This window comes from uncultured Parabacteroides sp., assembly GCF_902493135.1.
In the GTDB taxonomy this organism is placed as follows: Bacteria; Bacteroidota; Bacteroidia; order Bacteroidales; family Tannerellaceae; genus Parabacteroides.
This window is the reverse complement of sequence record NZ_CABUOD010000001.1, coordinates 25,538-49,217: the sequence shown is the minus strand read 5'-3', so window position 1 is coordinate 49,217 and position 23,680 is coordinate 25,538. Positions and strand designations below refer to the sequence as shown.

Sequence of the window (23,680 nt, the reverse complement as noted above, 5' to 3'; positions counted from 1 at the left end):
ATGATAATTGTTTTAATTTATTTTTTTGTTATTGTTTAATTTACTTTTTAATAATGGAAAACATATCTCGTTTGCCTATGCTTTCTTAAAAGGCCGGTACTCTTTACCTCCTCCTTCAAATTCGGCATTTTTATAATATTCGACAAAGATAAGACGTAGAGGATGGACAAGCGAACTGATCGTACAAAGCCCGATGTTGATAGCATGGCCGACCAGCAGGATCAGCAACATGCATACCGCACGCAACACGATGTTCATGCCCTCCGTCATATCTACGGCCAACTGGTTGAATACACCTCCCAAAATCGCGCCTGTCAAGCCGATTGCAAACAACCGGATGTACGACAACGTGTCGCCCAGCAACCCGGAAGCCATGTTATAGGTATTCCAAAGTCCCGTACCGAAATTCAGGAAGACATTCTTTCCCGGCGAATTATACAGGTAAGCGACAACCAAGCCGACAACCGCAATGCCGATAAAGACCGTCTTGACGCTTTCTGGCAATTGCAAATTCAGCATCGGAAGTCCGAATGCCAGCGCCAAAGCCGTAATGACAAAAACCCAGGCAAAAGGAGCGATACTATATTTGACACCCTTCTGCGCTTTCATCTTAAAAGCGGCAACCGTCTTTCCGAAGATAATCTGGACCAAGCCGATAACGATCGAGAATGTCATCAGATTGTCGCTACTCACAAAGTAATCTTTCACTTTCGAGAATGCCGGGACATCGGCCAATGCGATCCCGAAGAAAGACCCCGTGCAGGTGCCGACGATTATCGCCGCCAAGCCCAAATATTGGAACAAGGTCAGATAAGGCTTGAAGTCCGGATTGACTTTCCGCTTGAGGAACGTGCAAACCAATAACACCAACAAACCATATCCCCCGTCTCCGAAACACAACCCGAAGAAAAGCATGAAGAAAGGGGCAAAAAGAGGCGTCGGGTCGAACTCGGCATAGTTCGGCAAGGAGAACATCTTGGTGATCGGTTCGTACAACCGGCTGAACTTGTTATTTTTCAGCTTGATCGGGACCCGGTCCCCATCCTGTATATCCAATTCCTGAAAATAGTAACCTTCTTTTTCAAGGGCGGCCTCCATAGCCGGAGCCTCTTCCGCGGGGACGAAGCCTTCCAACAACATCAGCTTATCACCGGCTTCACGATCCGTCTGCACCAATGTATTGGAAAGGTTGAATTCGTTTTGGATGTTCTTTTCCAACTCGACCAATGTATTGTATTGCCCGGCCGCATATTCCTTCAACCGGTTGTCCAATGCCTTGATATTGTCCAGCAATTGCTCCATCGCGAGATGAAGTTTCGCCAAGCCCCGGTCAGGCATTTTCGGACGCTCGGCATCGATATCGATCGGCGTCCCCGTCTTGGTGACCGTCACGAAATAGGTGACCGACTGGAAATTATTAACCAAGAAAGCGTTATACTCTTCTCCCCATTTAGGTTCGTATTTGGAAGTCGGGCAAGTAAAAAACGTCACATCGAAGCCCGCCTCTTTCAACCGTCTGATATTTGCATAGCTGAACTCTCCCCAGATATCCATATACGCGATATCCTTCTCAAGCGAAGCTTTTACTGCTTGCAAACGGACCTTCTCTTCTTGCATTTCTTCCAGCTTGCCCGCCAGCTTCAGCCCTTCGGCCTTCGTCAACTCACGCGCCGGAGCGAGAGCCACCCCTTCTTTCGTCTGGGAGTTCAGGCTCTTGCAATAACGGATAGCCGCATTGACCTGTTTCCGTTCGGCCAACAAAGCCTGTAGTTCCGCATTATCCAGAATCGAGTTCGTTTCCTTCACATGCACAACACCCAATTCGCGGAGAGTCGTGAGGAACGCATCATATTCTCTATGATATACCATAAAGGCATATTTGCTCATCTTTACTATCATACTTCAGCCTCCTCTTTTTCTTCTTTCGCTTTACGCTTTTCCTGATTCCCCCGCATGATCTTTTGTGATGACTTGGAGAGACTTTCCTCGTCTTCCATAAATCGTTTCACCTTACGGATCGCATCTTTATAACCCGGGATCTGCACCTTCTCAAAAAGGTTCACTTTCTGAGTGGTTTTCTTCCGCGCATGCTCCAACAACTCCAGCTTCATACCCGAAAACTCGGTTTCGATACCGGTACGCGCCAATTTTTTCAATAGCTCGATACCGTCGGTAAACCAGGCAGGGGCATTGAACAGGCTATAACGGCCGATCTCGAATTCGATCTCGTCCAACACAGGGACCACCACGCCGGCTATCTTTTTGGTAGAGAGAGAAACATCCCGCACTGCGATCAGTTCGGGATTGAACTCGTTCCACAAAGCCACCATGTTTTCATAACTCTGTATCTCCTGTTCAAGCTGAAGTTCCAATTTCGTCACTTCGTCTTTGGTCCGCTTCACTTCGAGACGTAAGGCGCTTTCCTTACTCTTGATCGTCGGCAAGGAACGCTCACGCATCTTCAGTTGCTTTTCCAATTGCTGAAGAGAGGTTTTATTATATTGAAACTTTATCATTCGAAATTAATATTTAATAATTAAAGAATTAAAGGGATTTTATTGAGGTATTGATAATGCAAACCAGCATTTTCTTTAATTCCTCATTATCGGCTTTTACCGAATTATATATATTGTTATCCAAAATTTCAGTCTTATATAATAATTCAAGCCAATAAGATGTTTCATTTGCTTCTTTCAAAGCGATTCTCATTTTATGAACGAAATCAGCTTTACTTTCTGCATACTCAGCTTCTCTTATCAATGCACCAATAGCAGTGCCGGAACGTGCGACTTGACTTGACAAATCAAATTCTTTCGCATTTTGCAAAAATCGTCTCAACTTAATAATCCGTATTGCAAAATTCATGCTTTTAATCTTTATCGCACTATCCCTTTTCATTTTTAATTCTTTAATTCTTTCATTTTTTAATTTGCCCCGTCACTCTTCCAGTATTTATCGACCAACGCCTGTTTGATATTCACTTCGGCAGGATCGAAATATTCGCCGAACAAGCCCCATGCCACATCGAGCATTTCGGTCGTGTCGAGGTTGACGTCGATAGCCAAGAGCTTTTCGGAATAGTCCTTTGCGAAAGCCAACGTACGGTTGTCGTAGTCCGTCAGGTCGAAACCGTTCTCCATCTTCGTCTTCGCATTGGCGGCATCGGCATACAGACGGACGGCGGCATTCATCATCTGCGGATGGTCCTCGCGCGTCTTCTTCCCGGTCACCAATTGTTTCAGACGGGACAGGCTTCGGAACGGGTCGACGATTACCTTGCCGACATCGCTATCCTTGCGGAGGTACAACTGGCCTTCGGTGATGTAACCCGTATTGTCAGGTACGGCATGCGTGATGTCGCCACCGGAGAGGGTCGTCACGGCAATAATCGTGATCGAACCGCCGGCAGGGAACTGGACGGCTTTCTCATAGATCTTAGCCAAATCGGAATACAGGGAACCCGGCATGGAGTCCTTCGACGGGATCTGGTCCATACGATTGGACACGATCGCCAAAGCATCCGCATAGTTGGTCATATCGGTAAGCAGCACCAGCACTTTTTCGTTCTTCTGCACGGCAAAATATTCGGCCGCGCACAAAGCCATATCGGGAATCAGAATGCGCTCCACGGACGGGTCTTCCGTCGTGTTGATAAAGCTGACGATCCGATCCAGCGCACCGGCATTGCTAAACGTATTCTTGAAGAACAGGTAGTCGTCATTCGTCATCCCCATACCGCCCAGGATAATCTTATCGGACTGGGCACGCAAGGCAACCATCGCCATTACCTGGTTGAACGGCTGGTCGGGGTCGGCGAAGAAGGGGATCTTCTGTCCGGTCACCAACGTATTGTTGAGGTCGATACCGGCAATACCCGTAGCGATCAACTCGGAAGGTTGCTGGCGACGAACCGGGTTCACGGACGGACCTCCGATTTCGACATCCTTGCCTTCGGGGACGGGACCGCCATCGATCGGCTCACCATACGCATTGAAGAAACGGCCGGCCAGCTGGTCGCCCACCTTCAAGGAAGGAGCCTTTCCCATGAATACGACTTCGGCATTCGTACGGATGCCTTCCGTTCCGGAAAAGACCTGCAAGGTCACTTCGTCGCCGATGATCTTTACCACCTGAGCCAGCTTACCGTCGACAGAGGCCAGCTCGTCATACCCCACCCCCGTTGCTTTCAGCGAACAGGTCGCCTTTGTGATCTGGGTAATCTTTGTATATATCTTTTGAAATGCCTTCATAAAAAATCGATTTTATTAATTGTCATTTGTCATATTGTCACACGTCACGGTCATTTACCCAATTGCTCATTGAGCAATGCGTCGAGTTGCTCATCGAACTTCTTGAACTGTTCACTCTCATATTCGGAATAGTTCATTTGCTTGAAGATGTTGATCATCTTCTTAAAGTATTCCATTACTTCGAGGAAAGTGTCGAACTTGAACTCGGTATGGCAAATCTTGACCACCTTGTCCAACATGAACTCCTGACGCGCGAGAGGGGTCACCGCGTCGATCGCATCGAACGCATCCTGTTGCAAGATCACGAAGTCGATCAGTTCCGACTTCCAGAAAATCACGTGATATTCCACAGGGACACCGTCGTCACCAAGGATGTTGATCTGTTCGGAAATCTCCTTTCCACGCAACATACGGGTCTTGATCTCGTTCACCTTGTCGATCCAAGTCGGAGAGATATGCCCCGCAATATATTCCTGAAATTCGGGATATTCCAGATATTTGGAGTAACTATCGATCGGGTTCACGGCCGGATAGCGTTTACGGTCGGCACGTTCCTGCTCCAATGCGTAGAAACAACGGGCCACCTTCTTCGTGTTTTCCGTCACAGGTTCTTTCAGGTTACCCCCGGCAGGCGATACCGTACCGATGAAGGTCACGGAGCCTGTTTCACCATTGTTCAAATGCACATAGCCGGCGCGTGCATAGAAATTGGCCACGATCGCGGACAAGTCCATCGGGAACGCATCCGGTCCGGGAAGTTCTTCCAGACGGTTGGACATCTCACGCAAGGCCTGTGCCCAACGGGAAGTCGAGTCGGCCATCAAAAGCACCTTCAATCCCATGCTCCTGTAGTACTCGGCGATTGTCATGGCCGTGTAGACGGATGCCTCACGGGCAGCCACAGGCATGTTGGACGTATTGGCGATAATGATGGTACGCTCCATCAGCTTGCGGCCCGTATGCGGGTCGATCAGTTCGGGAAATTCGGTAAAAATCTCCACCACCTCGTTCGCACGTTCGCCACAAGCGGCAATGATCACGATATCGGCCTCCGCCTGTTTGGAGATGGCATGCTGGAGCACGGTCTTTCCGGTTCCGAACGGTCCGGGGATGAATCCCGTACCGCCTTCCACGATCGGGTTCACCGTGTCGATCGTGCGGACACCCGTTTCGAGCAGCTTGTAAGGACGTGGCTTCTCTTTATAACAGGTGATGGCGCGTTTTACAGGCCAGCGCTGTATCATCGTCACCTCCACATCTTTGCCGGCTTCGTCCGTCAAGACGGCTATCACTTCGTTGATGGTATATTCGCCCGCCTCTTTCAGGCTCTTCACCGTATATTCGCCTTTGAAGGTAAAGGGGACCATGATCTTGTGAGGTTGGAAGTTTTCGTCCACTTCACCCAGCCAGTCACCGGCGGCCACCTTGTCGCCCACCCGGGCAAGCGGCTTAAAATCCCACAACTTATCATTGTTCAACGGGAAAGTATATTCTCCACGTCTGAGGAAAACGCCTTCCATCTTATCGAGGTCGTTCTGCAAACCATCGTAGTTGCGTGACAACATACCCGGCCCCAACGTCACCTCCAACATATGCCCTTCAAACTCGGCTTCGTCGCCCACCCGCATACCGCGAGTGCTCTCAAATACCTGTACAAAAGCATTCTTGCCTATTACCTTAATAACTTCCGCCATCAGCTTCACGCCTCCTACGGAAATGTAACAGATCTCATTCTGGGAAACCGGTCCATCCACCTCAACGGTAACAAGGTTGGAAACGATCCCTTTTACAATTCCTTTCGTAGCCATAACGTTTAATTAATTAAGAATTAAGAATTAAAAATTAAAAAATCAAGATTGTGCGTCGAACTCAATCTTTAGATTTCTTACCCCTTCATTCTTAACTCTTTATTTTTTAATTTTTAATTCTTCATTTCTAATTTCCTAAATTCTTCCAGGGCATTCTCGCTCCCTTTCTTCATTGCTCCCACGATTTCGCGGAATGTCTTCTCGCCTGTCCCCTTATCCAACGTTGTCCAACGTTCGATCATCTCCAGTTTCAGCAGATAAGCAAAAACACTCTCTATGCCGAAAGGCTTAAAGAATGTATGCTCTTCAAGCCATTTCCATTTCAAGAGGTCTACCTTTTTTTCGCGAACCATCAGATCGTTTTCTTCGGCTATACGTTGCAGGTCCGGCAGATACTCCACCGTATCTCCCAACCCGAAATCGCGGGCGTTAGATGTGCGAAGAGCCTGGGCAACTTCATTGTCCCCAACGATATAACCGGCTTTATCGAGACCATGTTTGCGGCAGGTGATAGCGGTCAGCATGTTGTTGATGTTCAGGTTCAGCTCGAACCAATCCGCAACAAACTTGTTCGGATTTTTCATGGCATACGCATAATAGAGGGCAGCCAAACGGTCTTCCCATGTGGAAGCAGTTGCCGTAAGGGTGTTTCGCGAACCTCCCTCTACGATCCATGCTTCCAAAAACACCTTGAAATAAGGAGGTATCCGGTCATTCTTAGGCGGCTTTTCTTTTTCCTTCAATGCTTTGAAAAGGGCATCGAACTCATCATACGTTATACATCCCCGCGGGTCCGGATCGCGATCCGGTTGTTGGGCATGGGCGATCAGGTTCTTATTGTCGAATTTGAGGAAGAACAGATCGATCAGCTTCTTATCGGCTTTCGTCAGTATGCCGTCCAGTTCCCGTCTGAATTCATTGATGGAACAGGTCAGTTTACTATCGTCGAGCGCGATATTGGGGAGTCCTGCGATTAAGCAATAATACTTCCCCATATCAGAACAGCATTTCTACCAAACCGGGACGAAGGAATTCCTTGAAGAAAGCGACAAACTCGTCTTCGCCGAAACTCACCTTATACGAGCCGTCGGCCGGGACGATCGTGAAACCGGCGTCATGGCCGTTCACTTTTTCAATCTTCACACCGCCATCCAAGAGGCTTTTGGCGTTGGCTTCGAAATATCGGGTGAGAGCTTCGGCATCGGCCGTCCGGATCGTGATCGCTTCCTTCGCCACCCATTCCTTTGCCATTTCTAAAATCACTTTCTGCATAAATGCAGTATCAGAAACGATCGCTTTCACATTGGAGGAGGTGATTTTTCCGGTAATAAGATTTGCCACTTCGCTCTTCAGCGCTTCTACAGACTGGGCGGCAAAGAGTTTCAACTCGGCTTCCGTATTCTTTTTCAACTCGGCGGCCTGCTTCTCAGCCTGTGCCACAATACGCTTCGCTTCCGCTTCCGCTTCCGTCAAAATAGCCTCTTTCCGGGCATTTGCATCGGCTATGATCCGCCCTGCTTCTTCGTTGCCTTTCTCTACGCCTTCCTTGTAGATCTTGTCGGTCAGTTCCTGAATCTTTGTATTCATTTCTATCTAATTTTTTTAAGTTGTTCCCCGTCAGGGCGGTTCGGGAACCGCCCGTACTTAACGCCTACAAAGTTATTCTTTTCTTTGAATAAACAACAATGGTCGGCCATTTTCTTTTTCATATCGCAAAGATACGCCCCCAACCTCCGAACACAAAAAAAAGATAGGCGTAAGGCGTAAAATAAAATGAATATAAATGTTAACACGTTTCGATTGACAAAAATCGTGACAAATGACAACACACAGCTCTGCGTCTCGTGAAACAATGGTTTACACACCGGAAAACATAGTTTCTCACCTTTACACATTGCATTAACAGTTTTTTCACACCTTAGCCCCCTCTGTTTTTTGGCAAACGGCGGCATGCACCGTATCTTTGCCCCCAAACAGTAAATTCATAATTCAAAATATATGTTTTCCATCGAAAAAGCAACCCCCGCTGATTGTCCGCTGATCCGGACGCTGGCATCCCATATCTGGGAACCGACCTACGGTTCGATCCTCTCCCGCGAGCAGCTCGACTACATGTTCGAGATGATGTACAGCCTCGAAAGCCTGTCGAAGCAGATGAACGAGCTCGGCCACCGGTTCTTCATCATCTATGCCGAGGGCGTCCCTTCCGGCTACCTGTCCATCGAAACCGTAGGCAAGGATTTATATGAATTCCAGAAAATCTATTCTTTGCCTTCCCTCCACGGTTCGGGGATCGGGCGGTTCATAATCGAACAGGGAGTCGCTTACCTGAAGACGATCCATCCGGGTTCTTTCACGATAGAGCTGAACGTGAACCGCCACAATCCGGCCGTAGGTTTCTACAAGCATATGGGGTTCCACGAACATGCAACCCGTGATTTCCATATCGGGAACGGCTACTACATGAACGATTACATCATGAGAATGGAGGTAAAGGGATGAACAAGCGACTGAAACCGATCATGTTTGTCGGAACTTGTTCCGATGCAGGCAAAAGCGTCATCAATGCGGCTTTCTGCCGTATATTCAAACAAGACGGGTATCACCCGGCTCCGTTCAAGGCACAAAATATGTCGCTCAACTCCTACTCTACTCCCGAAGGCGGAGAAATGGGACGTGCACAGGTCGTACAGGCCGAAGCCTGCGGGATCGCTCCGCACACGGACATGAACCCGGTGTTGCTGAAACCGACGAATGACAAGAGCTCGCAGGTCGTTTTGAACGGCCGGCCGGTCGGGAACATGTCGGCACAGGATTATTTCGGCATGCAAAACCAGAAAGAGGAATTGTTCGAAAAAGCAATCGAGGCCTTCCGACGCTTGGAAAACCGCTATAGCCCGATCGTCCTGGAAGGGGCGGGCAGCATTTCCGAACTGAACCTGCGTGACCGCGACATCACCAACATGCGGATGGCCGGGCAGGCCGGGGCGGCGACTTTCTTGGTTGCCGACATAGACCGGGGCGGCGTCTTCGGGTCTGTCTACGGGACGATCGCCCTCCTGAAACCGGAAGAAAGAGCTTTGATGAAAGGGATCATCATCAATAAGTTCAGAGGAGACGCCTCGCTTTTCGACGACGGCAGGAAGATCATCGAGGACCTGACCGGCGTGCCGGTAGTAGGCGTGATCCCTTGGTTCGGCGATATCAAGATCGAAGAAGAAGACTCGGTCACCCTTGATATGAAACACAATACTCATCGGGACGGAAAGATCAACGTGGCGATCATCCTGCTGAAACGGATGTCCAACTTCACCGACTTCGATGTGCTGGACATGGATCCCCGCTTCAATGCCTATTATACGAACAACATCGACGAGATAGAAAAAGCGGACATCATCCTGCTCCCCGGCTCCAAGAACACGCTTTCAGACCTGCAAAGCCTACGGGCAGGCGGTATAGCCGAAGCGATTATCCGCGCCCACAAGAACGGGAAAAAAGTCATCGGCATCTGCGGAGGCTATCAGATGATGGGGGTGCGCCTCGAAGACCCGGATGCCCTCGAAGGCAACCTGCCGGCCGTTCCGGGGTTGGGCCTGCTACCGCAATGCACGGTCATCGAACGGGAGAAAATAACCCGCCAAAGCACCTTCGCCTTCCTGCCCGCGGACGGTAGGAGCACGGCGCATAAGGAAGGCGGTTCGCGAACCGCTCCTACTTGTCGGGGCTACGAGATACATATGGGGCGGACGACCCTGCTCGGCGACACTCCCGAAAGCCCCGCCTGCATCCTCGACGACGGACGGACGGATGGTTATTATCTCGATAACACATGCTGGGGCAGCTATATGCACGGAATACTGGACAACCCGGAAGTCTTGGACAACCTGGCCGAAGGATTTGATAAAGAAGCGGAAAACGTCCCTTTTGACTATGCCGCATTCAAGGAAGAGCAATACGACAAGTTGGCGGCGTTGGTCAGGGAACATGTCGACATGGATTATATCTACGGGCAACTACGGGCGACCCGTTAATCGCCCGTACACTCCCCGTACTACCTTAACCGATCCACCCTGGCGACGTCGTTTAGCTTGACACAGACGGTAGCCCCCAATTGTTCGAGGTAAAGAACCAGGTGGTTCTTTTTGATCTTCTTCACCTTTCCGGATACATGTTTCATGGCGCCGCAAAGAATTTCGACCTCTTCGCCGGGGCATAGGGCGTGTTCGGACGCCTGGTCGAGAAACTCCTGGATGGCATCGATCTCTTTCTGACGGACAACGGCCGGTTTCCCATTGTAATAGACGATACGGGCCACGCCATACACCCGGACCAGATTTCTCAACTCCGGATCGGTGCATCGCACAAACAGATAGGAGTTGAATAACGGCAACTCCACGATCTTGACACGGTCAGACCAGACCCTGGGGGCACGATGAAGCGGAAGCCAGCACTCGACCCCAAGCGCATCGATCCTATCCCTCACCTGTTTTTCCGCCCTGGGGGCGGTGTACAGTACATACCAACTTGTCTTATCGGCGTTCAGCTTAAGTTCTTTTTTCTCCATAACGTACACAAAAATATACGACCGCGCTTATTTCATCGGCCCGGCCGATGGCGGAGGGTTTCCGATCCCCCACTCCTTGTTTGCTTTCGGACCCATCTTGAGAGACAGGACACCGCCGGCGGCAATCCGGCTATGATCGAACCAAGGTCGGTTCAGCTCTTCGCCATTCAAAGTGGCCGATTGCACATATTTATTATCATGCTCAGAGGCGGTTCGCGAGCCATCCTCTGCCTCCGCCACGATCTCGAACACGTTGCCATTGCCGAGGTCGATCTTCACATCCGAAAAGACCGGACTACCGATGTTGTAGGTCGGAGATCCAGGTGTCACCGGATAAAATCCCATCATGCTAAACACCACGAAGGCAGACATGCCGCCGCCGTCTTCATCACCCGGAACCCCCATCAGGTCGTTGCGGAACCATTGGTCGAGCAAGGCACGGATACGTTTCTGCGTCTTCCAGGGTTGGCCGGCATAATTATACAGATACGGGATATGCAGGCTCGGTTCGTTTGCCATCGAGAACATGCCGACATTACCGGTATGGTCGGGCAGGAACGAATAGAATTGCCATTTGGACATTCCCAAAGGAGTGTCGAACATCGAATCGAGGGCAGCCGTGAAAGCCTCGTTCCCTCCGATGAGCGAAATCAGGTCGCCGATGTTGTGTTGCACATCCCAACGATAAACATAGCCGTTGTTCTCGTCATAATAATCCCGGGCGCCCAATCCGCCCGAATACCGGTAATCCACTCCTTCGATAAACCGGCCGTCCTTATCCTTCGGATGGAAGAAACGAGTTTCCGGGTTGAAGAGGTTCCGGTAGTTGTAAGACCGGGCGAGGAAATATTCCGCATCCTCTTTCTTTCCCAGTTCGGCCGCAATCTGGGAAAGACACCATTCGTCATAAGCCGTTCCTAAGGTAACGGCGACGGGCTGGCGTTTTTCCCACGGAGAGACGTTAGCCACGGTTTCTTTTTCACCCGGTTTCAAAGCCGGGATATAGCCATGTTCCTTATAGAACTCATCCAGCCATCCGGAAGGAGCCGCCGACCAGGGGATCAACGTTTTCTCCTCGATGCCCTTGCGGGCTGCTTCGTAAGCCTTTTCAAGGTCGAAACCGCGAACGCCTTTCCGCCATGCATCGATGACGGTGGCAACGGCATGGTTGGAGTTCATGCGGCGGGAGTCGCCGGTCACTTCAGGGAATGTCGGCATCCAGTTCGTTCCCATCTGTTGAGCCATCAAAAGGTATGAATTGATAATATCGCTCTCGCGCTCGTTGTCGATCAGGATGCGAAGCGGGTGAGTGGCCCGGTAAGTGTCCCAAATCCAGTCGTCGGTATAGAACGAATGACCGCCGTCTTCGTGTATCTTACCATCGAAAGCACTATAGTATCTGCCGTCTTCGCTCAGGTTTACCGGACGTTCATAACAACGATACAAAGAGGTATAGAAAACGGTCTTGTCGTTTTCGCTCCCCCCGCTTACCTGGATCTTGCCTAAAGCATCGTTCCATTCGTTGCGTCCGATCCGGGCGATCGCATCCACATCGTAGGAGTTGATCTCGCGCTCCAGGTTCTTCCGGGCTTGCTCCGTGCTGATAAAGGAGATTCCATAGCGAACGCTGAGCCCTTTCAGACCGACAAAAACCAGTGCCAGAGCGGCATCTTTCCCTTCTACGGATGTCTCGCCGTATCTCACGGTTCCATCGACCAAGGCGCCCGATTTCTCAGGGGCCTTTCCTATCTCGGCATATAGATAAACCTTCGTCTTCTTATCCACGTATTGGAAACCGCTGACCGTTTTCCCTTCACATTTCAATTCCCCATTCCGGCTATTGAACACTAAGTAAGCCGGCTCGTCTTTCCCGAATGTAAAGCTATAAACCGCACTCTGGTGGGAAGGAGCATAATCGACCTCGATATCCACATCGTCCAAATAGACCTGATACCGGTACGGGACGATCTTTTCCCGATCGTAACTATACGGGATGACCGGTTTCAGACCGGCCTCATCGCCCTGGTAAGGACTCAGGTTGAAAGCCGAACTGCCCCGATGGCTCGTCACGATGAGAGGCAACCCTCTCAACCGGTCGCCCGTGAAATCACCCCGTTCGGGATAGACGCGCAACATGCTGTTAGGCAGATGGACCGTCGGATAGGTCGGCACCAACAGATGGCTGATGTTGCCCATATAGGGATTGACATATTCGACCGGCTCTTTCGGCAGGTTATCGGCCACCAGCCGTTTTCCCTTTACATAATACCTGTCGGCAAACATCATGATGGCAAATCCGATCACGACGCCCAATAAAAATTTTCCTGTTTTCTTTAGTATCTCCATCGCTTATTTCTTTTGTTTCTCATTAACTGAAAATGAATACGGCAAATCTTCCGGATTCACGCCTCTGTTCATGTTCGGCTTATCTCCCATCCGGATGTCCAGGATCCCGCCTTTCAATAATTCGAAATGCTCCAGGTAGTTTTTGGTGTACTCCTTGCCGTTGAAAGACATCGACTCGATATAGATGTTCTTGTCGCTGTTCTCCGGCGCATTGATGACCAGATTCTTCCCGTTCTCGAAGTGCAGGGTGGCTTTCTTGAACAAAGGCGCCCCCAATACATATTGCGTCGTTCCGGGAGCAACCGGATAGAAGCCGAGAGCGGAGAACACGTACCAGGCGGAAGTCTGCCCGTTATCTTCGTCACCGCAATAGCCGTCCGGTGTCGGGGTGTACATGCGGTTCATCACCTGGCGAAGCCAGTATTGGGCTTTCCAAGGCTCACCGGCATAGTTATACAGGTAGATCATGTGCTGGATCGGCTGGTTGCCATGCGCATAGTTCCCCATGTTCATAATCTGCATTTCACGGATCTCATGGATCACCTGCCCGTAATAGCTATCGTCGAACACGGGTGGAACGGCAAACACGGAGTCGAGCATGGTGATGAATTCTTTTCTTCCTCCCATCAAGTCGATCAATCCCTGCGGATCGTGGAAAACCGACCATGTATAATGCCAGCTATTCCCTTCCGTGAAAGCATCTCCCCATTTCAAGGGCGAGAAAGGGGCCATGAACTTGCCGTCCTTATTCTTTCCACGCATCAGTTTAGTCTCCTTGTCAAACAGATTCTTGTAGTTCATCGCCCGTTTGGCATACAAGTCCAGCTCCTTTTTAGGACGCCCCAAGTCTTTTGCAATCTGGTAGATGCACCAGTCGTTATAGGCATATTCCAACGTACGGGCGGCATTCTCGTTGATCTTCACATCATAAGGCACATAGCCCAATTTGTTGTAATATTCGTGTCCGAGGCGGCCGGTAGACGAAACCGTCGGATGCACATTTTCCGTCCCGTGGATCAAGCCTTTGTACAAAGTTTCAAGATCGTCCACCTTTATGCCTTTGACATAAGCATCCACCAAAACCGAAGCAGAGTTGTTGCCCACCATGCAACCCCGATGTCCGGGGCTCGCCCATTCGGGGAAGAAGCCGCTTTCCTTATAAGTGTTGATCAGGCCTTCCTGCATTTCTTTCGACATCGTCGGGTACATCAGGTTCAGGAACGGGAACAAGCTACGGAACGTATCCCAGAAACCGGTATCCGTAAACATATAGCCCGGCAATACCTCGCCATTGTAAGGACTATAATGCACGACTTTCCCGGCCGCGTCTATTTCATAGAACTTGCGGGGAAACAGAAGCGAACGGTACATGCAGGAATAGAACGTCCGGTACTGGTCCAGCGTGCCGCCTTCCACTTCGATCTTGCCCAGCTCCTTATTCCATACATCTTTGCCTTTTTGCACCAATGTGTCGAAATTGTCGGAACCCAACTCTTTCATATTGAGAGCTGCCTGTTCGAAGCTGATAAACGAAGAGGCGACCTTCGCATGGACAATCTCGCCTTTCGCCGTCTTGAAACCGATAACGGCGCCGACATGGTCGGATTGCTGCTCACGCGCACCTTCCTTCAATGTCGCATCGGCAAAAGTAGCTTCGTAGGTGAAAGGTTTGTCGAATTCGATCACGAAGTAGTTCTTGAAATTGTCCGGTACGCCGCCGCTATTCTTGGTCGTATAGCCGATAATCTTGTTTTCTTCGGGGATCACCTTGATGTAGGAACCTTTGTCAAACGCATCCACCACGACATACGAATGTTCGTTTTCCGGGAAAGTGAAACGAAACATGGCGGCACGGTCCGTCGGCGTCAGCTCGGTCTTCACGTCATGTTCCGCCAGATACACTTCGTAGTAATAAGGTTTCGCGATCTCGCTCTTGTGAGAGAACCAGCTGGCACGCTTGTCCTGGTCGAATTCAGGAGCGCCGACAACCGGCATGATTGCAAACTGCCCGTAGTCATTGATCCAGGGGCTCGGCTGGTGGGTTTGTTTAAAGCCGCGTATCTTATTGGCGGTATAGGTATATCCCCACCCGTCACCCATCTTGCCGGTTTGCGGTGTCCAGAAATTCATACCCCAAGGACGCGCTATGGCCGGATAGGTGTTACCGGTCGATAGCTCGAACGACGATTGCGTCCCCATTAAAGGATTAACATACTCTACCGGATCAAAAGCACCTTCCGCCGCAACGGCGGGCCTACCCAGGCTGGTCAGCATAGCAATAAGGGCGAAGGCCCATATACTTTTTTTCTTCATATTCTTATACGATTACTATTCTACTTACAAAGATAAGCCAAACAAGCTCTCAAGTAAAAGCAAGTAATGTGGATTTTTCTCAAAAATCAATAAAAAGGGAGATTTTTCCCGATCCTATACCAAGGACGCCGCACTTAGTAAGTGAACCGGATCCCGACCTGGAAGGTAAAAGTGAACGGGCGGGAAGTCCTCATGCTCTCGAAACGAAGCTCGCTATTGCGATATTGCGGGTTCATATTATAATAATAGTTCACTCCCGGCTCGACGAACAACGAGAGCGGCCGGCGAAGTTCCGCCTGCATACCGACGGCCGCGTTCCAGGATGGTTGCCAACGGTTGATCCGCAAGTTCATCCCTGTCTTCTTGGCCGATACGCAATATTCGATCATTCCGCCTCCCGAAGCATAGAGCGAAAGATTCTTCCATCTATAGAACGTCCAGCTCAACTTTAGCGGGATGCCTATATAATGCAACTTTTGCGAACCGTCCTGCGTCTTCCCTTCCTTCAGGATTTCCGAATACAAATAGGTATAGGACAGGCCCGTCTCCAGAGCGATCCGGGGTGTGACAAACAGGCGGGCCGACAATCCGAAAGAGATGGGAATATGATGGCGGTAATAATAGTCCGTCTTCCAGTTTTCCGAACTTCCTCCGCCTCCACCCGTAGCGGCTTTCGTCTGAGGCCCTTCCGACGGATTGTCATCCGGCCTTTCAGGTTTCTCTTCCGGTCTCGGATGATTCGGTTGGCTAACCCATTCTTCACGATGCTCGAAACCGCCTCCCATATTCGTCATCTGGTTGCTACCGGTCTGGATGCCGAAAGCAAAGCGGTTAAAATCAAGTATCTTCTTCTTTTCCTCAGCAGGGCGATAAGGCAGACGGTTCCGCTTATCCGGTTGCGGCCCGGAATCCCGATGTTTCGGCATGACCGGTTCCGTCTCTCCGGCATCATCGGAGTCGTTTCCGGCGATCATCACCTTTTCCGGCAAATCAACGGGGTCAAGTTGCGGCATCAGGCTATCGATTACCTGAATATAAGGGAAAAAGCGTGCTTGTGACGGTACAACGGATTCTTTCTTTTCGGGAGACGGGGCTACGGGATGTTCCGCCACTGCTTCCTCCGGCTCCTCACGGCGGAAAACGACAACCGATATCATCAGGCACAACAAGGCTATGGCGGCAACAGACACCCAACGGTACAACTTGTGGCGGACCGTTTTCGTCTGCAAGCCGGGCATTCCCGGTTCAGGCATGAGCATAGGAAGTTCTGCTTCCAGCTTTTCCCAGCCGTCCTTCCGGAGAGGGAGATGGAATTCATCTTCCCGGTCTCGGAGCATTTGCAGGATGTCGTTCTTATCGTTCATGTCTCTTTATTCCGTTTTCTTTAATTGTTCCTTGATGCGGGTAATCAGCAGGCGGCGGGCACGGTTCAATTGGGATGCCGACGACGCTTCATTGATATGCAGGCTTTGTGCAATCTCTTTATGACTCCAACGTTCAAACACATATAAGTTGAACACGGTACGATAGCCGGGAGGCAGTTCCGCCACAAACTTCATCAGCACCTCCATCGACAACACACTTGCATCCGGCTCCGGCTCATCCGGCAAGTCCGACACCTCCTCCAACGGCATCCCGTCACGAAGCAAGTCCCGATGGCGGAGATATTCCAGAGAAACGTTGGCAAACACCCGGCTCAGCCAGGCACGAAGGCTTCCTTCGCCTCTATAAGTAAAAGAAGAGATGGACGAATAGACTTTCAGGAAGCCGTCATGCAGAAGATCGTGGGCCGTCTCTCCATCGCCGGTATAACGATAGCACAGGCATAGCATCCTCTCCGCAAAGCGCTCATACAGCTCCTTGCGGGCAAGATTATCCCCCGTCTTGCATCTATCGGCCAACTCCGTTTCTGTCATCAATTCTTATAGTGCTTTTAATAGTAAATGCAGGGACATATAAAACCTTGCATGCAGGGAAGAAGAAAATTTCATCCCGATGAGAAAAAAGTTTCTCCGGGATGAAACAAAAGTTTCCTGCTGGTGAAACAAAAGTTTCATAGGCATGAAAATAAATTTTCAGTACAGGAAAATAACTGAAACAAAAAGGGGAGCCGTTCGATAGAACAGGACTCCCCTCCACTTTTATAACTTGAATTTATACAACTGCGCCATCACCTTCTGGTATTCGTTCTGCAACTGCATGTGATTCTGCATGCTCTGATAGAGCGTAGTGACATCTACAAAATATTCGATCATCGAGATTTGTCCCGCCTGGATCGCCTTGTTCAACAACGCCAGGTTGTTCTGGCTTTTCAGCACTTCGCCATACTCGTCGATGGAAGTCTTCAAGGCTACCGACTGGTTATAGAGTTGGAGCAATTCGTTCTCTACCGCCGTCGTCGCGCTTTCCAACTGCAAATCGGTGTAAAGGCTTTGCGCCTTCGCCTGTTTCACATTGTTGCGATTAGAGAAAAGAGGAATGCTGATGCCGACCAAAAAGCCATTGAAGCGTTCGCCGCCCGAAGACGGGTTCATACGGTAACCCAACTCGAACGAAGGCAATCCCATCGTCTTATTGACACTGATTTGTCTCGATGATACGGCCTTCGCGCTTTGCAAAGACAACAGACGCCGATCATTCCCCAAGATTTCCTGACGCAGGTCGGCAAATGAGAGCGGAAGTTCCACGGCCTCGTAAGCCGTATCGGTCAGTTGAACGGCAATTCCTCCGTTCAGCATTTCCAATTCCCGCTGCTTATTCACACGGGCCGCTTCGTTCATGCGTGCTTCGTTGCGGACGTTCAAGAGTTCGAGTTCGATCTTGTTCGTTTCCAAAATATTGGCATCCCCCTGTTCCAAGCGTTGCAGATAGAGTGCGGCAAGCTGTTCGGCACTTTTCCGGCGGATATCCAGCAGGTTCTTTTGCTGGTTCAGAAAGATCAAGTCCAGGCAGGCTTCCTTGGCTTGCAACAAAATCTGCTGGCGTATTTCTTCGCCCTGCCGATCGTAGTTTTCGCCCTTCTGCCTGGAAAGCTTGTTCCGCTGCATATATAAAGACGGGAAGTCGAACGATTGCGAAGCGACCAATTCACCGGTGAATCCCATCCCCTCTTTGTTTCCATACAGATGAGAATAGGTAACGGTAGGGTCGGGCAGGTTGTTGTCCAGTTTGGCTTCCAACTTCTGCGCCGTCACCATCTGGCGGTTTGCCTGCAATTCCTTGTTGTTGGTTTCCACACTCCGGAGCACTTCCTCGATGGAAGTTTGCGCCCCGGCTGCCAATGCGGAAGAGACCAATGCTATTGTCAATATGAATCGTTTCATTCTTTATCTTCTTTATTCATTAATAAATAAACAATCGGGATGATGAAGCCGTTCAGGAAAGTGGATGTCAGCAAACCTCCCAGGATAACGGTAGCCATCGGGCTTTGTATCTCGTTGCCGGGCAAATCGCCGTTCAGCGCGAGCGGGATCAACGCGAGAGCCGAACTGAGCGCCGTCATCAGGATCGGATTCAGACGATCCATAGAACCTTGCAGGACAGCTTGCCGAAGCGGCATCTTCTCTACGGTCCGCAGATGCGTGTAGTGACTGATCAGCAACATGCCGTTACGGGTGGCAATGCCGAACAGGGAGATGAAACCGATGATAGCCGGAATACTCACCTCGCCGGAAGTCAGCTTCAGGATGAACACGCCCCCGATCAACGCCAACGGCAGGTTCAACAGAATAACCCCGCTCTCCTTCGCATTCTTAAACTCATTATAGAGCAACAGGAAGATCACCAACAGAGACATCAACGAAGTAAGCAACAACGTACGGCTGGCCGCCTGTTCGCTCTCGAACTGTCCGCCATATTCGATATGATAGCCTTCGGGCAACCGGATGGAACTATCCACCTTCTGTTGTATTTCATTGACGACGCTTCGGAGGTCGCGCTCAGAAACGTTGCCGCTGATCACGATCTTACGTTGCACATTCTCGCGGTTGATCGTGTTCGGGCCTGTCACGGAACGGATTTCGGCGACGTAGCTCAACGGGACTTTCTTGCCGCCTGCATCGATCATCAGGTTGCGGATATCCTCCATCGTGGCGCGGCTCTCGTCCGAAGTCTTGACCGTCAGGTCGAATGTCTTGCCGTCGTCATACACCTGGCTGACCGCTTCGCCTCCGAGCATGACATTGACATACTCTTCAAACTCAGGCAACGAGATGCCATACTGGGCCATCAACTCGCGCTTCGGCGTGATGGTGAGTTGCGGACGCTCGATCTGCTGTTCCACTTTCAAGTCCACCAGGCCGGAGATTCCCTGGATGGCTTCCTTGATCTGATTGCCGACCGTGAACATCAGGTTCAGGTCCGTACCGAACAGCTTGATCGCGATATTCGCCTCCGTACCGGAGAGCATGGCATCGATACGGTGGGAGATCGGCTGTCCGATCTCGACGTTGGCCCCGCTGATGGTGGACAATTTCTTACGGACGTCATTCATAACGGCATCGCGGCTACGGTCTTTCAACACAAACGGAGCCTCGATTTCCGACACGTTTACCCCTAAGGCATGCTCGTCAAGCTCGGCACGCCCGGTCTTGCGGGCAACGGTCTGGATTTCGGGGACCTGCATCAGCAATTCTTCCGCCCGTCGCCCCATCCTGTCCGATTCTTCGAGGGAGATGCCCGGAAGAGAGCTTACGTTGATCGTAAACGAACCTTCGTTGAACGGCGGCAGGAAGCTGCGCCCCAACGTAAAGAACGTTCCCAAGGCAACGAGGAACAGGCCGATCGTGCATCCCAACACCACTTTCTTATGTACCAATGCTCCATTCAACGCTTTGCCATACAATTCTTTCAGCTTGCGGGCCACCCAAGCCTCCTTCTCCACTTTCTTGTCCGTAGACTTCCGGTTCAGCAGATAGCTGCACAACACCGGAGTCAATGTCAACGCCACGACCGTAGAAGCAAACAACGCCACGATAAAGGCGATCCCTAACGGCACCAACATACGCCCTTCCATCCCGTGCAGGAAGAAAAGGGGCACGAAGCTGACCACGATAATCAGCGTCGAATTCAGGATCGGCATACGCACTTCGCGGGAAGCATCGAACACGACTTCCAGGATGGAACGTTGCCGGTCGGGAGGCAACAGACGATTCTCCCGTATGCGTTTATACACATTCTCCACATCGACAATCGCATCATCGACCAGCGAACCGATCGCAATCGCCATCCCTCCCAAACTCATAGTATTGATGGTCAATCCCATATAATGCAACGCCAGTATGGACACCAACAAGGAAAGAGGCAAGGCAACCAGCGAGATCACCGTCGTGCGGATATTCATCAGGAACAGGAACAGGACAATGACCACGAAGAAACTGCCTTCGAACAAACTGTTCTTTACATTATTAATAGAGCTGTCGATAAAACGGCTCTGACGGAATATGTCGGTCGAGACATGCACATCGGCAGGCAGGTTCTTCTGCAAGTCCGCCATGATCGCATCCAACTTCTCCGTCAAGTCGATCGTGCTGGTGTTGGGCTGCTTGGTGACCGTGATCAGCACGGCCGGCTTCGTCCGTTCGGAAGCCGTTCCGAGCTTCGGGCTTTTGCCGCCGATCTTCACCGTTGCGATATTTTCCAACAAGACGGGGAAATCCCCGGCAACCTTGACGACTCCTTTTCCGATCTCTTCGGCATCCGCGGTAGAAAGGACGCCCCGGATGATGTATTCGTTGTCATATTCATACAGGACACCGCCATTGGCATTCCGGTTCATGTTACGGGTAACGGCCAGCACTTCGCCCAGGCCGACGCCATAATGTTTCATGCGGGCGGGATCGAGTAATATCTGGTATTCCTTGATATCGCCACCGATCACGGCAACCTGCGCTACTCCGCCTGTCGAAAGCAGTCGCGGGCGGATGGTCCAGTCGGCAATCGTGCGCAGGTCCATTTGGGTGGTCGGAGCAGTTCGCGCATCTCCCCTGCCTTCACTTGTTTCATCGACCGTCAGCCCGATAATCATCATTTCTCCCAAGATGGAAGATTGCGGGCCTAACGTCGGCTTCCCGACATTTTCCGGCAAGCTCTCACCTACAACCGCCAATTTTTCGGAAACGATCTGCCGGGCCCGGTAAATATCCGTCCCCCAATCGAACTCCACCCACACGACAGAAAAGCCCGTCGTAGAAGACGAACGGACACGGCGCACATCCATCGCACCGTTCACAGCCGTTTCTACCGGAAAAGTCACCAAGCGTTCCACCTCTTCGGGTGCCATACCGTTCGCCTCCGTCATAATGACAACGGTCGGCGCGTTCAAATCCGGAAACACATCCACATCCGTATGAAAAGCGGTGTAGGTTCCGGCAATCATCAGCAGCAGGGAACAGATCAACACAACCAACCTGTTATGCAGCGAGTAATATATTATCTTATTCAGCATGATCTCAGTTAATTAATAATAAGAAATAGAAATACCCATTGCTCACTATTAATTATTAATTTTTAATTCTTAACTATCAATGATTGTGTGTATGTGCAGGAATTGCATTGGAAGCAGAAGCCAGCTTGATCTGGTAAGCGCCGGCCGTCACGACTTCGTCGCCGGCTTTCAGGCCGCTCAGGATCTGCACTTCGGAACCGTTGTCGGCGCCTAACGTCACAGGCACCTTCTTATAGGCTTCTTCATGCACGCGGATAAAGACAGAGTAAACGCCCTGCTCCTCGATAAGGGCGGAAACAGGAACACTGATCACATTCTGCATCGGAGCCGTAAGCAAATAGATCTCGACAAACGAACCGGGGATAATGGCCCCCTTGTTGTCAAACTCGAATGTCACCGGAACATAAAACGAGTTGGCATCGGAAGCCTTCCCATAAGAAAGCAGACGCCCATGCAGGTCGGACAGCTTGTAAGTCACGTTATCGTACGGCGTACGGAAATTGGCGGACCGGACGGAAGGCAAATAGTTGTAATATTTCTCCGAAACCTCCGCACGCAACACCAGACGTCCATTCTGCGAGATCGTAGCCAACGGCTGGCCGACCGTCACATAATCGCCCTCTTTCACCTGCAGGTTCTTCAGGTAGCCGTTCATGGGCGAAACGACCGATACGCCGTTAGCCGTCTGTTTCCCGGCCACCGCTTCCCAAGCCACTTTCGCATTCTCGTAATTCAGGCGTGCCTGTTCGAAATCTTTGGCGGAAACGATCTTATCCCCTATCAGGGCTTCCATACGTTCATATTCTTTCTTTGCATTCTCGTATGCATATTTGGCTTTAGCCGCCACATTGCCATCAGATAAACCGCTCGAAGCAAGGCTCAAAATAGCCTGCCCCTTGCGAACCGCCGTTCCGTCGACAAACGACAGGTTGCCGAATGTCACCACGCCGGGAACCGTAGCCACCACGGTCGACTCCTCTCCCTGCGCAGCCATCACGCGTCCGCTTGTCTTGATCACATCGGTAAAAGCGCCCGGCTCTACTTTATGCGTCTGCAAACCGACAGCTTCCGCCAATGCTTTCTTGAAAGAAATCTCACCGGCATGTCCTCCTCCGGCTTCTTCGTGTTCATGTCCGTGGTCGTGCCCTTCGTGCTCATGATCGTGTCCTTCGTGTTCGTGATCATGCCCTTCCTCGTGTTCGTGAGCCTCGTGCCGATGCTCTTCATGTACGGCAGTATTGCTGTTGCAACCTGTCAGGATGTAGGCGAAAACCACCCACACCAAATATATTTTTTTCATTCTGGTAAATTCGTTTACTGTATATTCGATAATAAATAAATGGGGATGAAAGTTGTATCAAAGGCAGGAATTAACATTCCCGATACTACCTTCCGCAATCATCAATCATACAAGAAACGGAGGCGCACGAAGCCCTGACGCAGAAATGATCCACGTATCATGCAAGGATTCGATGTAGCAGGTCCGGTCCTTCTTGAACAAGAGCTTGTAAAAGACCGGGACAGGAGGATTTATATAATCAAACAGTACAAGCAATGGGAAAAGGAACTGGTTCACGTCTCCATCCGTCGCATGCGTGAAAATGGAAGTGTAGAGTGCGATATTATGCCCGTTGCATCCGCAATCATGAGATTCGGGATTCCCGTGCCCGCCATGAGCGGCTTCAGCAGAAAGCGATTTATAGCACGGCAACCCGTTACTATGGTGATGATGCGGTATGACCACCGACAGTAGCACCACGACACTAACAAGCAGCATCACATACTGGTATATTTTCTTTTTCGCTTTCATCTTTTTTATCGACTACAAAAATAAGAAGTTTTTAATTACCAAGCAGTCATTTATATATTAAATAATGATGTATCGATATGTTTATAGTGATTTTGCCTCCGACTCTTTTAAGGAAGATGTGTCAAGATATAAAATAGAACGCAG

Annotated in this window: 18 protein-coding genes; 2 read left to right on the top strand and 16 right to left on the bottom strand. The window is 50.5% G+C overall.

Going from position 1 to position 23,680, the window contains the following annotated elements:
* Positions 1 to 75: 75 nt before the first annotated feature.
* The 7 genes from RDN79_RS00205 to RDN79_RS00175 all read right to left on the bottom strand — a co-directional run bounded on the left by RDN79_RS00205 (position 76) and on the right by RDN79_RS00175 (position 7,645).
* Positions 76 to 1,899 carry a V-type ATP synthase subunit I gene (locus RDN79_RS00205; RefSeq protein WP_298547999.1) on the bottom strand — a complete coding sequence of 608 codons (1,824 nt, stop codon included), beginning with the start codon at positions 1,897 to 1,899 and terminating at the stop codon, positions 76 to 78.
* The gene (locus RDN79_RS00200) at positions 1,896 to 2,516 is read right to left on the bottom strand and encodes a V-type ATP synthase subunit D (protein WP_298548001.1); all 621 of its coding nucleotides are present in this window, start codon (positions 2,514 to 2,516) and stop codon (positions 1,896 to 1,898) included. Before RDN79_RS00200 ends, RDN79_RS00205 begins: the two co-directional genes overlap by 4 nt.
* Before the next feature lie 28 nt (positions 2,517 to 2,544).
* On the bottom strand, positions 2,545 to 2,898 hold the full coding sequence (locus RDN79_RS00195) for a four helix bundle protein (protein ID WP_298548003.1): 354 nt from the start codon (positions 2,896 to 2,898) through the stop codon (positions 2,545 to 2,547).
* Between the two features lie 26 nt (positions 2,899 to 2,924).
* Positions 2,925 to 4,250 carry a V-type ATP synthase subunit B gene (locus tag RDN79_RS00190; RefSeq protein WP_298548005.1) on the bottom strand — a complete coding sequence of 442 codons (1,326 nt, stop codon included), beginning with the start codon at positions 4,248 to 4,250 and terminating at the stop codon, positions 2,925 to 2,927.
* Between the two features lie 50 nt (positions 4,251 to 4,300).
* Positions 4,301 to 6,058, bottom strand: coding sequence for a V-type ATP synthase subunit A (locus RDN79_RS00185; RefSeq protein WP_298548007.1), 1,758 nt, complete (start codon positions 6,056 to 6,058; stop codon positions 4,301 to 4,303).
* Positions 6,059 to 6,171: 113 nt separating this feature from the next.
* Entirely contained in the window at positions 6,172 to 7,053 is an 882-nt protein-coding gene (locus tag RDN79_RS00180) for a DUF2764 domain-containing protein (protein ID WP_298548009.1), read from the bottom strand.
* Between the two features lies 1 nt (position 7,054).
* Complete coding sequence (locus tag RDN79_RS00175) at positions 7,055 to 7,645, bottom strand: hypothetical protein (RefSeq protein WP_298548011.1); 591 nt, start codon at positions 7,643 to 7,645, stop codon at positions 7,055 to 7,057.
* 411 nt (positions 7,646 to 8,056) lie between these two features.
* Between RDN79_RS00175 and RDN79_RS00170 the strand changes: the two genes are divergently transcribed.
* Together RDN79_RS00170 and RDN79_RS00165 are read left to right on the top strand one after the other, a co-directional pair.
* Complete coding sequence (locus tag RDN79_RS00170; protein WP_298548013.1) at positions 8,057 to 8,560, top strand: GNAT family N-acetyltransferase; 504 nt, start codon at positions 8,057 to 8,059, stop codon at positions 8,558 to 8,560.
* Positions 8,557 to 10,089: a cobyric acid synthase gene (locus tag RDN79_RS00165; RefSeq protein WP_298548016.1), complete on the top strand. Its 1,533-nt coding sequence runs from the start codon at positions 8,557 to 8,559 to the stop codon at positions 10,087 to 10,089. The genes RDN79_RS00170 and RDN79_RS00165 overlap by 4 nt, the downstream gene beginning before the upstream one ends.
* A gap of 20 nt (positions 10,090 to 10,109) precedes the next feature.
* Here RDN79_RS00165 and RDN79_RS00160 read toward each other — a convergent pair whose 3' ends face one another.
* The 9 genes from RDN79_RS00160 to RDN79_RS00120 form a co-directional block, all read right to left on the bottom strand.
* Complete coding sequence (locus RDN79_RS00160) at positions 10,110 to 10,622, bottom strand: UpxY family transcription antiterminator (protein ID WP_298548018.1); 513 nt, start codon at positions 10,620 to 10,622, stop codon at positions 10,110 to 10,112.
* Between the two features lie 27 nt (positions 10,623 to 10,649).
* Entirely contained in the window at positions 10,650 to 12,905 is a 2,256-nt protein-coding gene (locus RDN79_RS00155) for a GH92 family glycosyl hydrolase (protein ID WP_298548083.1), read from the bottom strand.
* A 66-nt stretch (positions 12,906 to 12,971) separates the two neighbouring features.
* Positions 12,972 to 15,281: a GH92 family glycosyl hydrolase gene (locus tag RDN79_RS00150; protein WP_298548020.1), complete on the bottom strand. Its 2,310-nt coding sequence runs from the start codon at positions 15,279 to 15,281 to the stop codon at positions 12,972 to 12,974.
* Between the two features lie 134 nt (positions 15,282 to 15,415).
* Positions 15,416 to 16,645, bottom strand: coding sequence for an outer membrane beta-barrel protein (locus tag RDN79_RS00145; RefSeq protein ID WP_298548023.1), 1,230 nt, complete (start codon positions 16,643 to 16,645; stop codon positions 15,416 to 15,418).
* 6 nt (positions 16,646 to 16,651) lie between these two features.
* On the bottom strand, positions 16,652 to 17,197 hold the full coding sequence (locus tag RDN79_RS00140) for an RNA polymerase sigma factor (RefSeq protein ID WP_298548086.1): 546 nt from the start codon (positions 17,195 to 17,197) through the stop codon (positions 16,652 to 16,654).
* 225 nt (positions 17,198 to 17,422) lie between these two features.
* The gene (locus tag RDN79_RS00135; RefSeq protein ID WP_298548025.1) at positions 17,423 to 18,604 is read right to left on the bottom strand and encodes a TolC family protein; all 1,182 of its coding nucleotides are present in this window, start codon (positions 18,602 to 18,604) and stop codon (positions 17,423 to 17,425) included.
* The gene (locus RDN79_RS00130) at positions 18,601 to 21,726 is read right to left on the bottom strand and encodes an efflux RND transporter permease subunit (protein WP_298548027.1); all 3,126 of its coding nucleotides are present in this window, start codon (positions 21,724 to 21,726) and stop codon (positions 18,601 to 18,603) included. Before RDN79_RS00130 ends, RDN79_RS00135 begins: the two co-directional genes overlap by 4 nt.
* A gap of 76 nt (positions 21,727 to 21,802) precedes the next feature.
* Positions 21,803 to 23,026, bottom strand: coding sequence for an efflux RND transporter periplasmic adaptor subunit (locus RDN79_RS00125; protein WP_298548029.1), 1,224 nt, complete (start codon positions 23,024 to 23,026; stop codon positions 21,803 to 21,805).
* 105 nt (positions 23,027 to 23,131) lie between these two features.
* Positions 23,132 to 23,536 (bottom strand): DUF6769 family protein, encoded by a 405-nt coding sequence (locus RDN79_RS00120; RefSeq protein ID WP_298548031.1) that lies wholly within the window; start codon positions 23,534 to 23,536, stop codon positions 23,132 to 23,134.
* Between the last annotated feature and the right edge of the window lie 144 nt (positions 23,537 to 23,680).

What these genes read in the sequence shown, in the direction of transcription:
- RDN79_RS00205 (WP_298547999.1), bottom strand. Translation starts at nt 1,899, where the DNA reads ATGATAGTAAAGATGAGCAAATATGCCTTTATGGTATATCATAGAGAA.
- RDN79_RS00200 (WP_298548001.1), bottom strand. Translation starts at nt 2,516, where the DNA reads ATGATAAAGTTTCAATATAATAAAACCTCTCTTCAGCAATTGGAAAAG.
- RDN79_RS00195 (WP_298548003.1), bottom strand. Translation starts at nt 2,898, where the DNA reads ATGAAAAGGGATAGTGCGATAAAGATTAAAAGCATGAATTTTGCAATA.
- RDN79_RS00190 (WP_298548005.1), bottom strand. Translation starts at nt 4,250, where the DNA reads ATGAAGGCATTTCAAAAGATATATACAAAGATTACCCAGATCACAAAG.
- RDN79_RS00185 (WP_298548007.1), bottom strand. Translation starts at nt 6,058, where the DNA reads ATGGCTACGAAAGGAATTGTAAAAGGGATCGTTTCCAACCTTGTTACC.
- RDN79_RS00180 (WP_298548009.1), bottom strand. Translation starts at nt 7,053, where the DNA reads ATGGGGAAGTATTATTGCTTAATCGCAGGACTCCCCAATATCGCGCTC.
- RDN79_RS00175 (WP_298548011.1), bottom strand. Translation starts at nt 7,645, where the DNA reads ATGAATACAAAGATTCAGGAACTGACCGACAAGATCTACAAGGAAGGC.
- RDN79_RS00170 (WP_298548013.1), top strand. Translation starts at nt 8,057, where the DNA reads ATGTTTTCCATCGAAAAAGCAACCCCCGCTGATTGTCCGCTGATCCGG.
- RDN79_RS00165 (WP_298548016.1), top strand. Translation starts at nt 8,557, where the DNA reads ATGAACAAGCGACTGAAACCGATCATGTTTGTCGGAACTTGTTCCGAT.
- RDN79_RS00160 (WP_298548018.1), bottom strand. Translation starts at nt 10,622, where the DNA reads ATGGAGAAAAAAGAACTTAAGCTGAACGCCGATAAGACAAGTTGGTAT.
- RDN79_RS00155 (WP_298548083.1), bottom strand. Translation starts at nt 12,905, where the DNA reads ATGTTTGCCGACAGGTATTATGTAAAGGGAAAACGGCTGGTGGCCGAT.
- RDN79_RS00150 (WP_298548020.1), bottom strand. Translation starts at nt 15,281, where the DNA reads ATGAAGAAAAAAAGTATATGGGCCTTCGCCCTTATTGCTATGCTGACC.
- RDN79_RS00145 (WP_298548023.1), bottom strand. Translation starts at nt 16,645, where the DNA reads ATGAACGATAAGAACGACATCCTGCAAATGCTCCGAGACCGGGAAGAT.
- RDN79_RS00140 (WP_298548086.1), bottom strand. Translation starts at nt 17,197, where the DNA reads ATGACAGAAACGGAGTTGGCCGATAGATGCAAGACGGGGGATAATCTT.
- RDN79_RS00135 (WP_298548025.1), bottom strand. Translation starts at nt 18,604, where the DNA reads ATGAAACGATTCATATTGACAATAGCATTGGTCTCTTCCGCATTGGCA.
- RDN79_RS00130 (WP_298548027.1), bottom strand. Translation starts at nt 21,726, where the DNA reads ATGCTGAATAAGATAATATATTACTCGCTGCATAACAGGTTGGTTGTG.
- RDN79_RS00125 (WP_298548029.1), bottom strand. Translation starts at nt 23,026, where the DNA reads ATGAAAAAAATATATTTGGTGTGGGTGGTTTTCGCCTACATCCTGACA.
- RDN79_RS00120 (WP_298548031.1), bottom strand. Translation starts at nt 23,536, where the DNA reads ATGAAAGCGAAAAAGAAAATATACCAGTATGTGATGCTGCTTGTTAGT.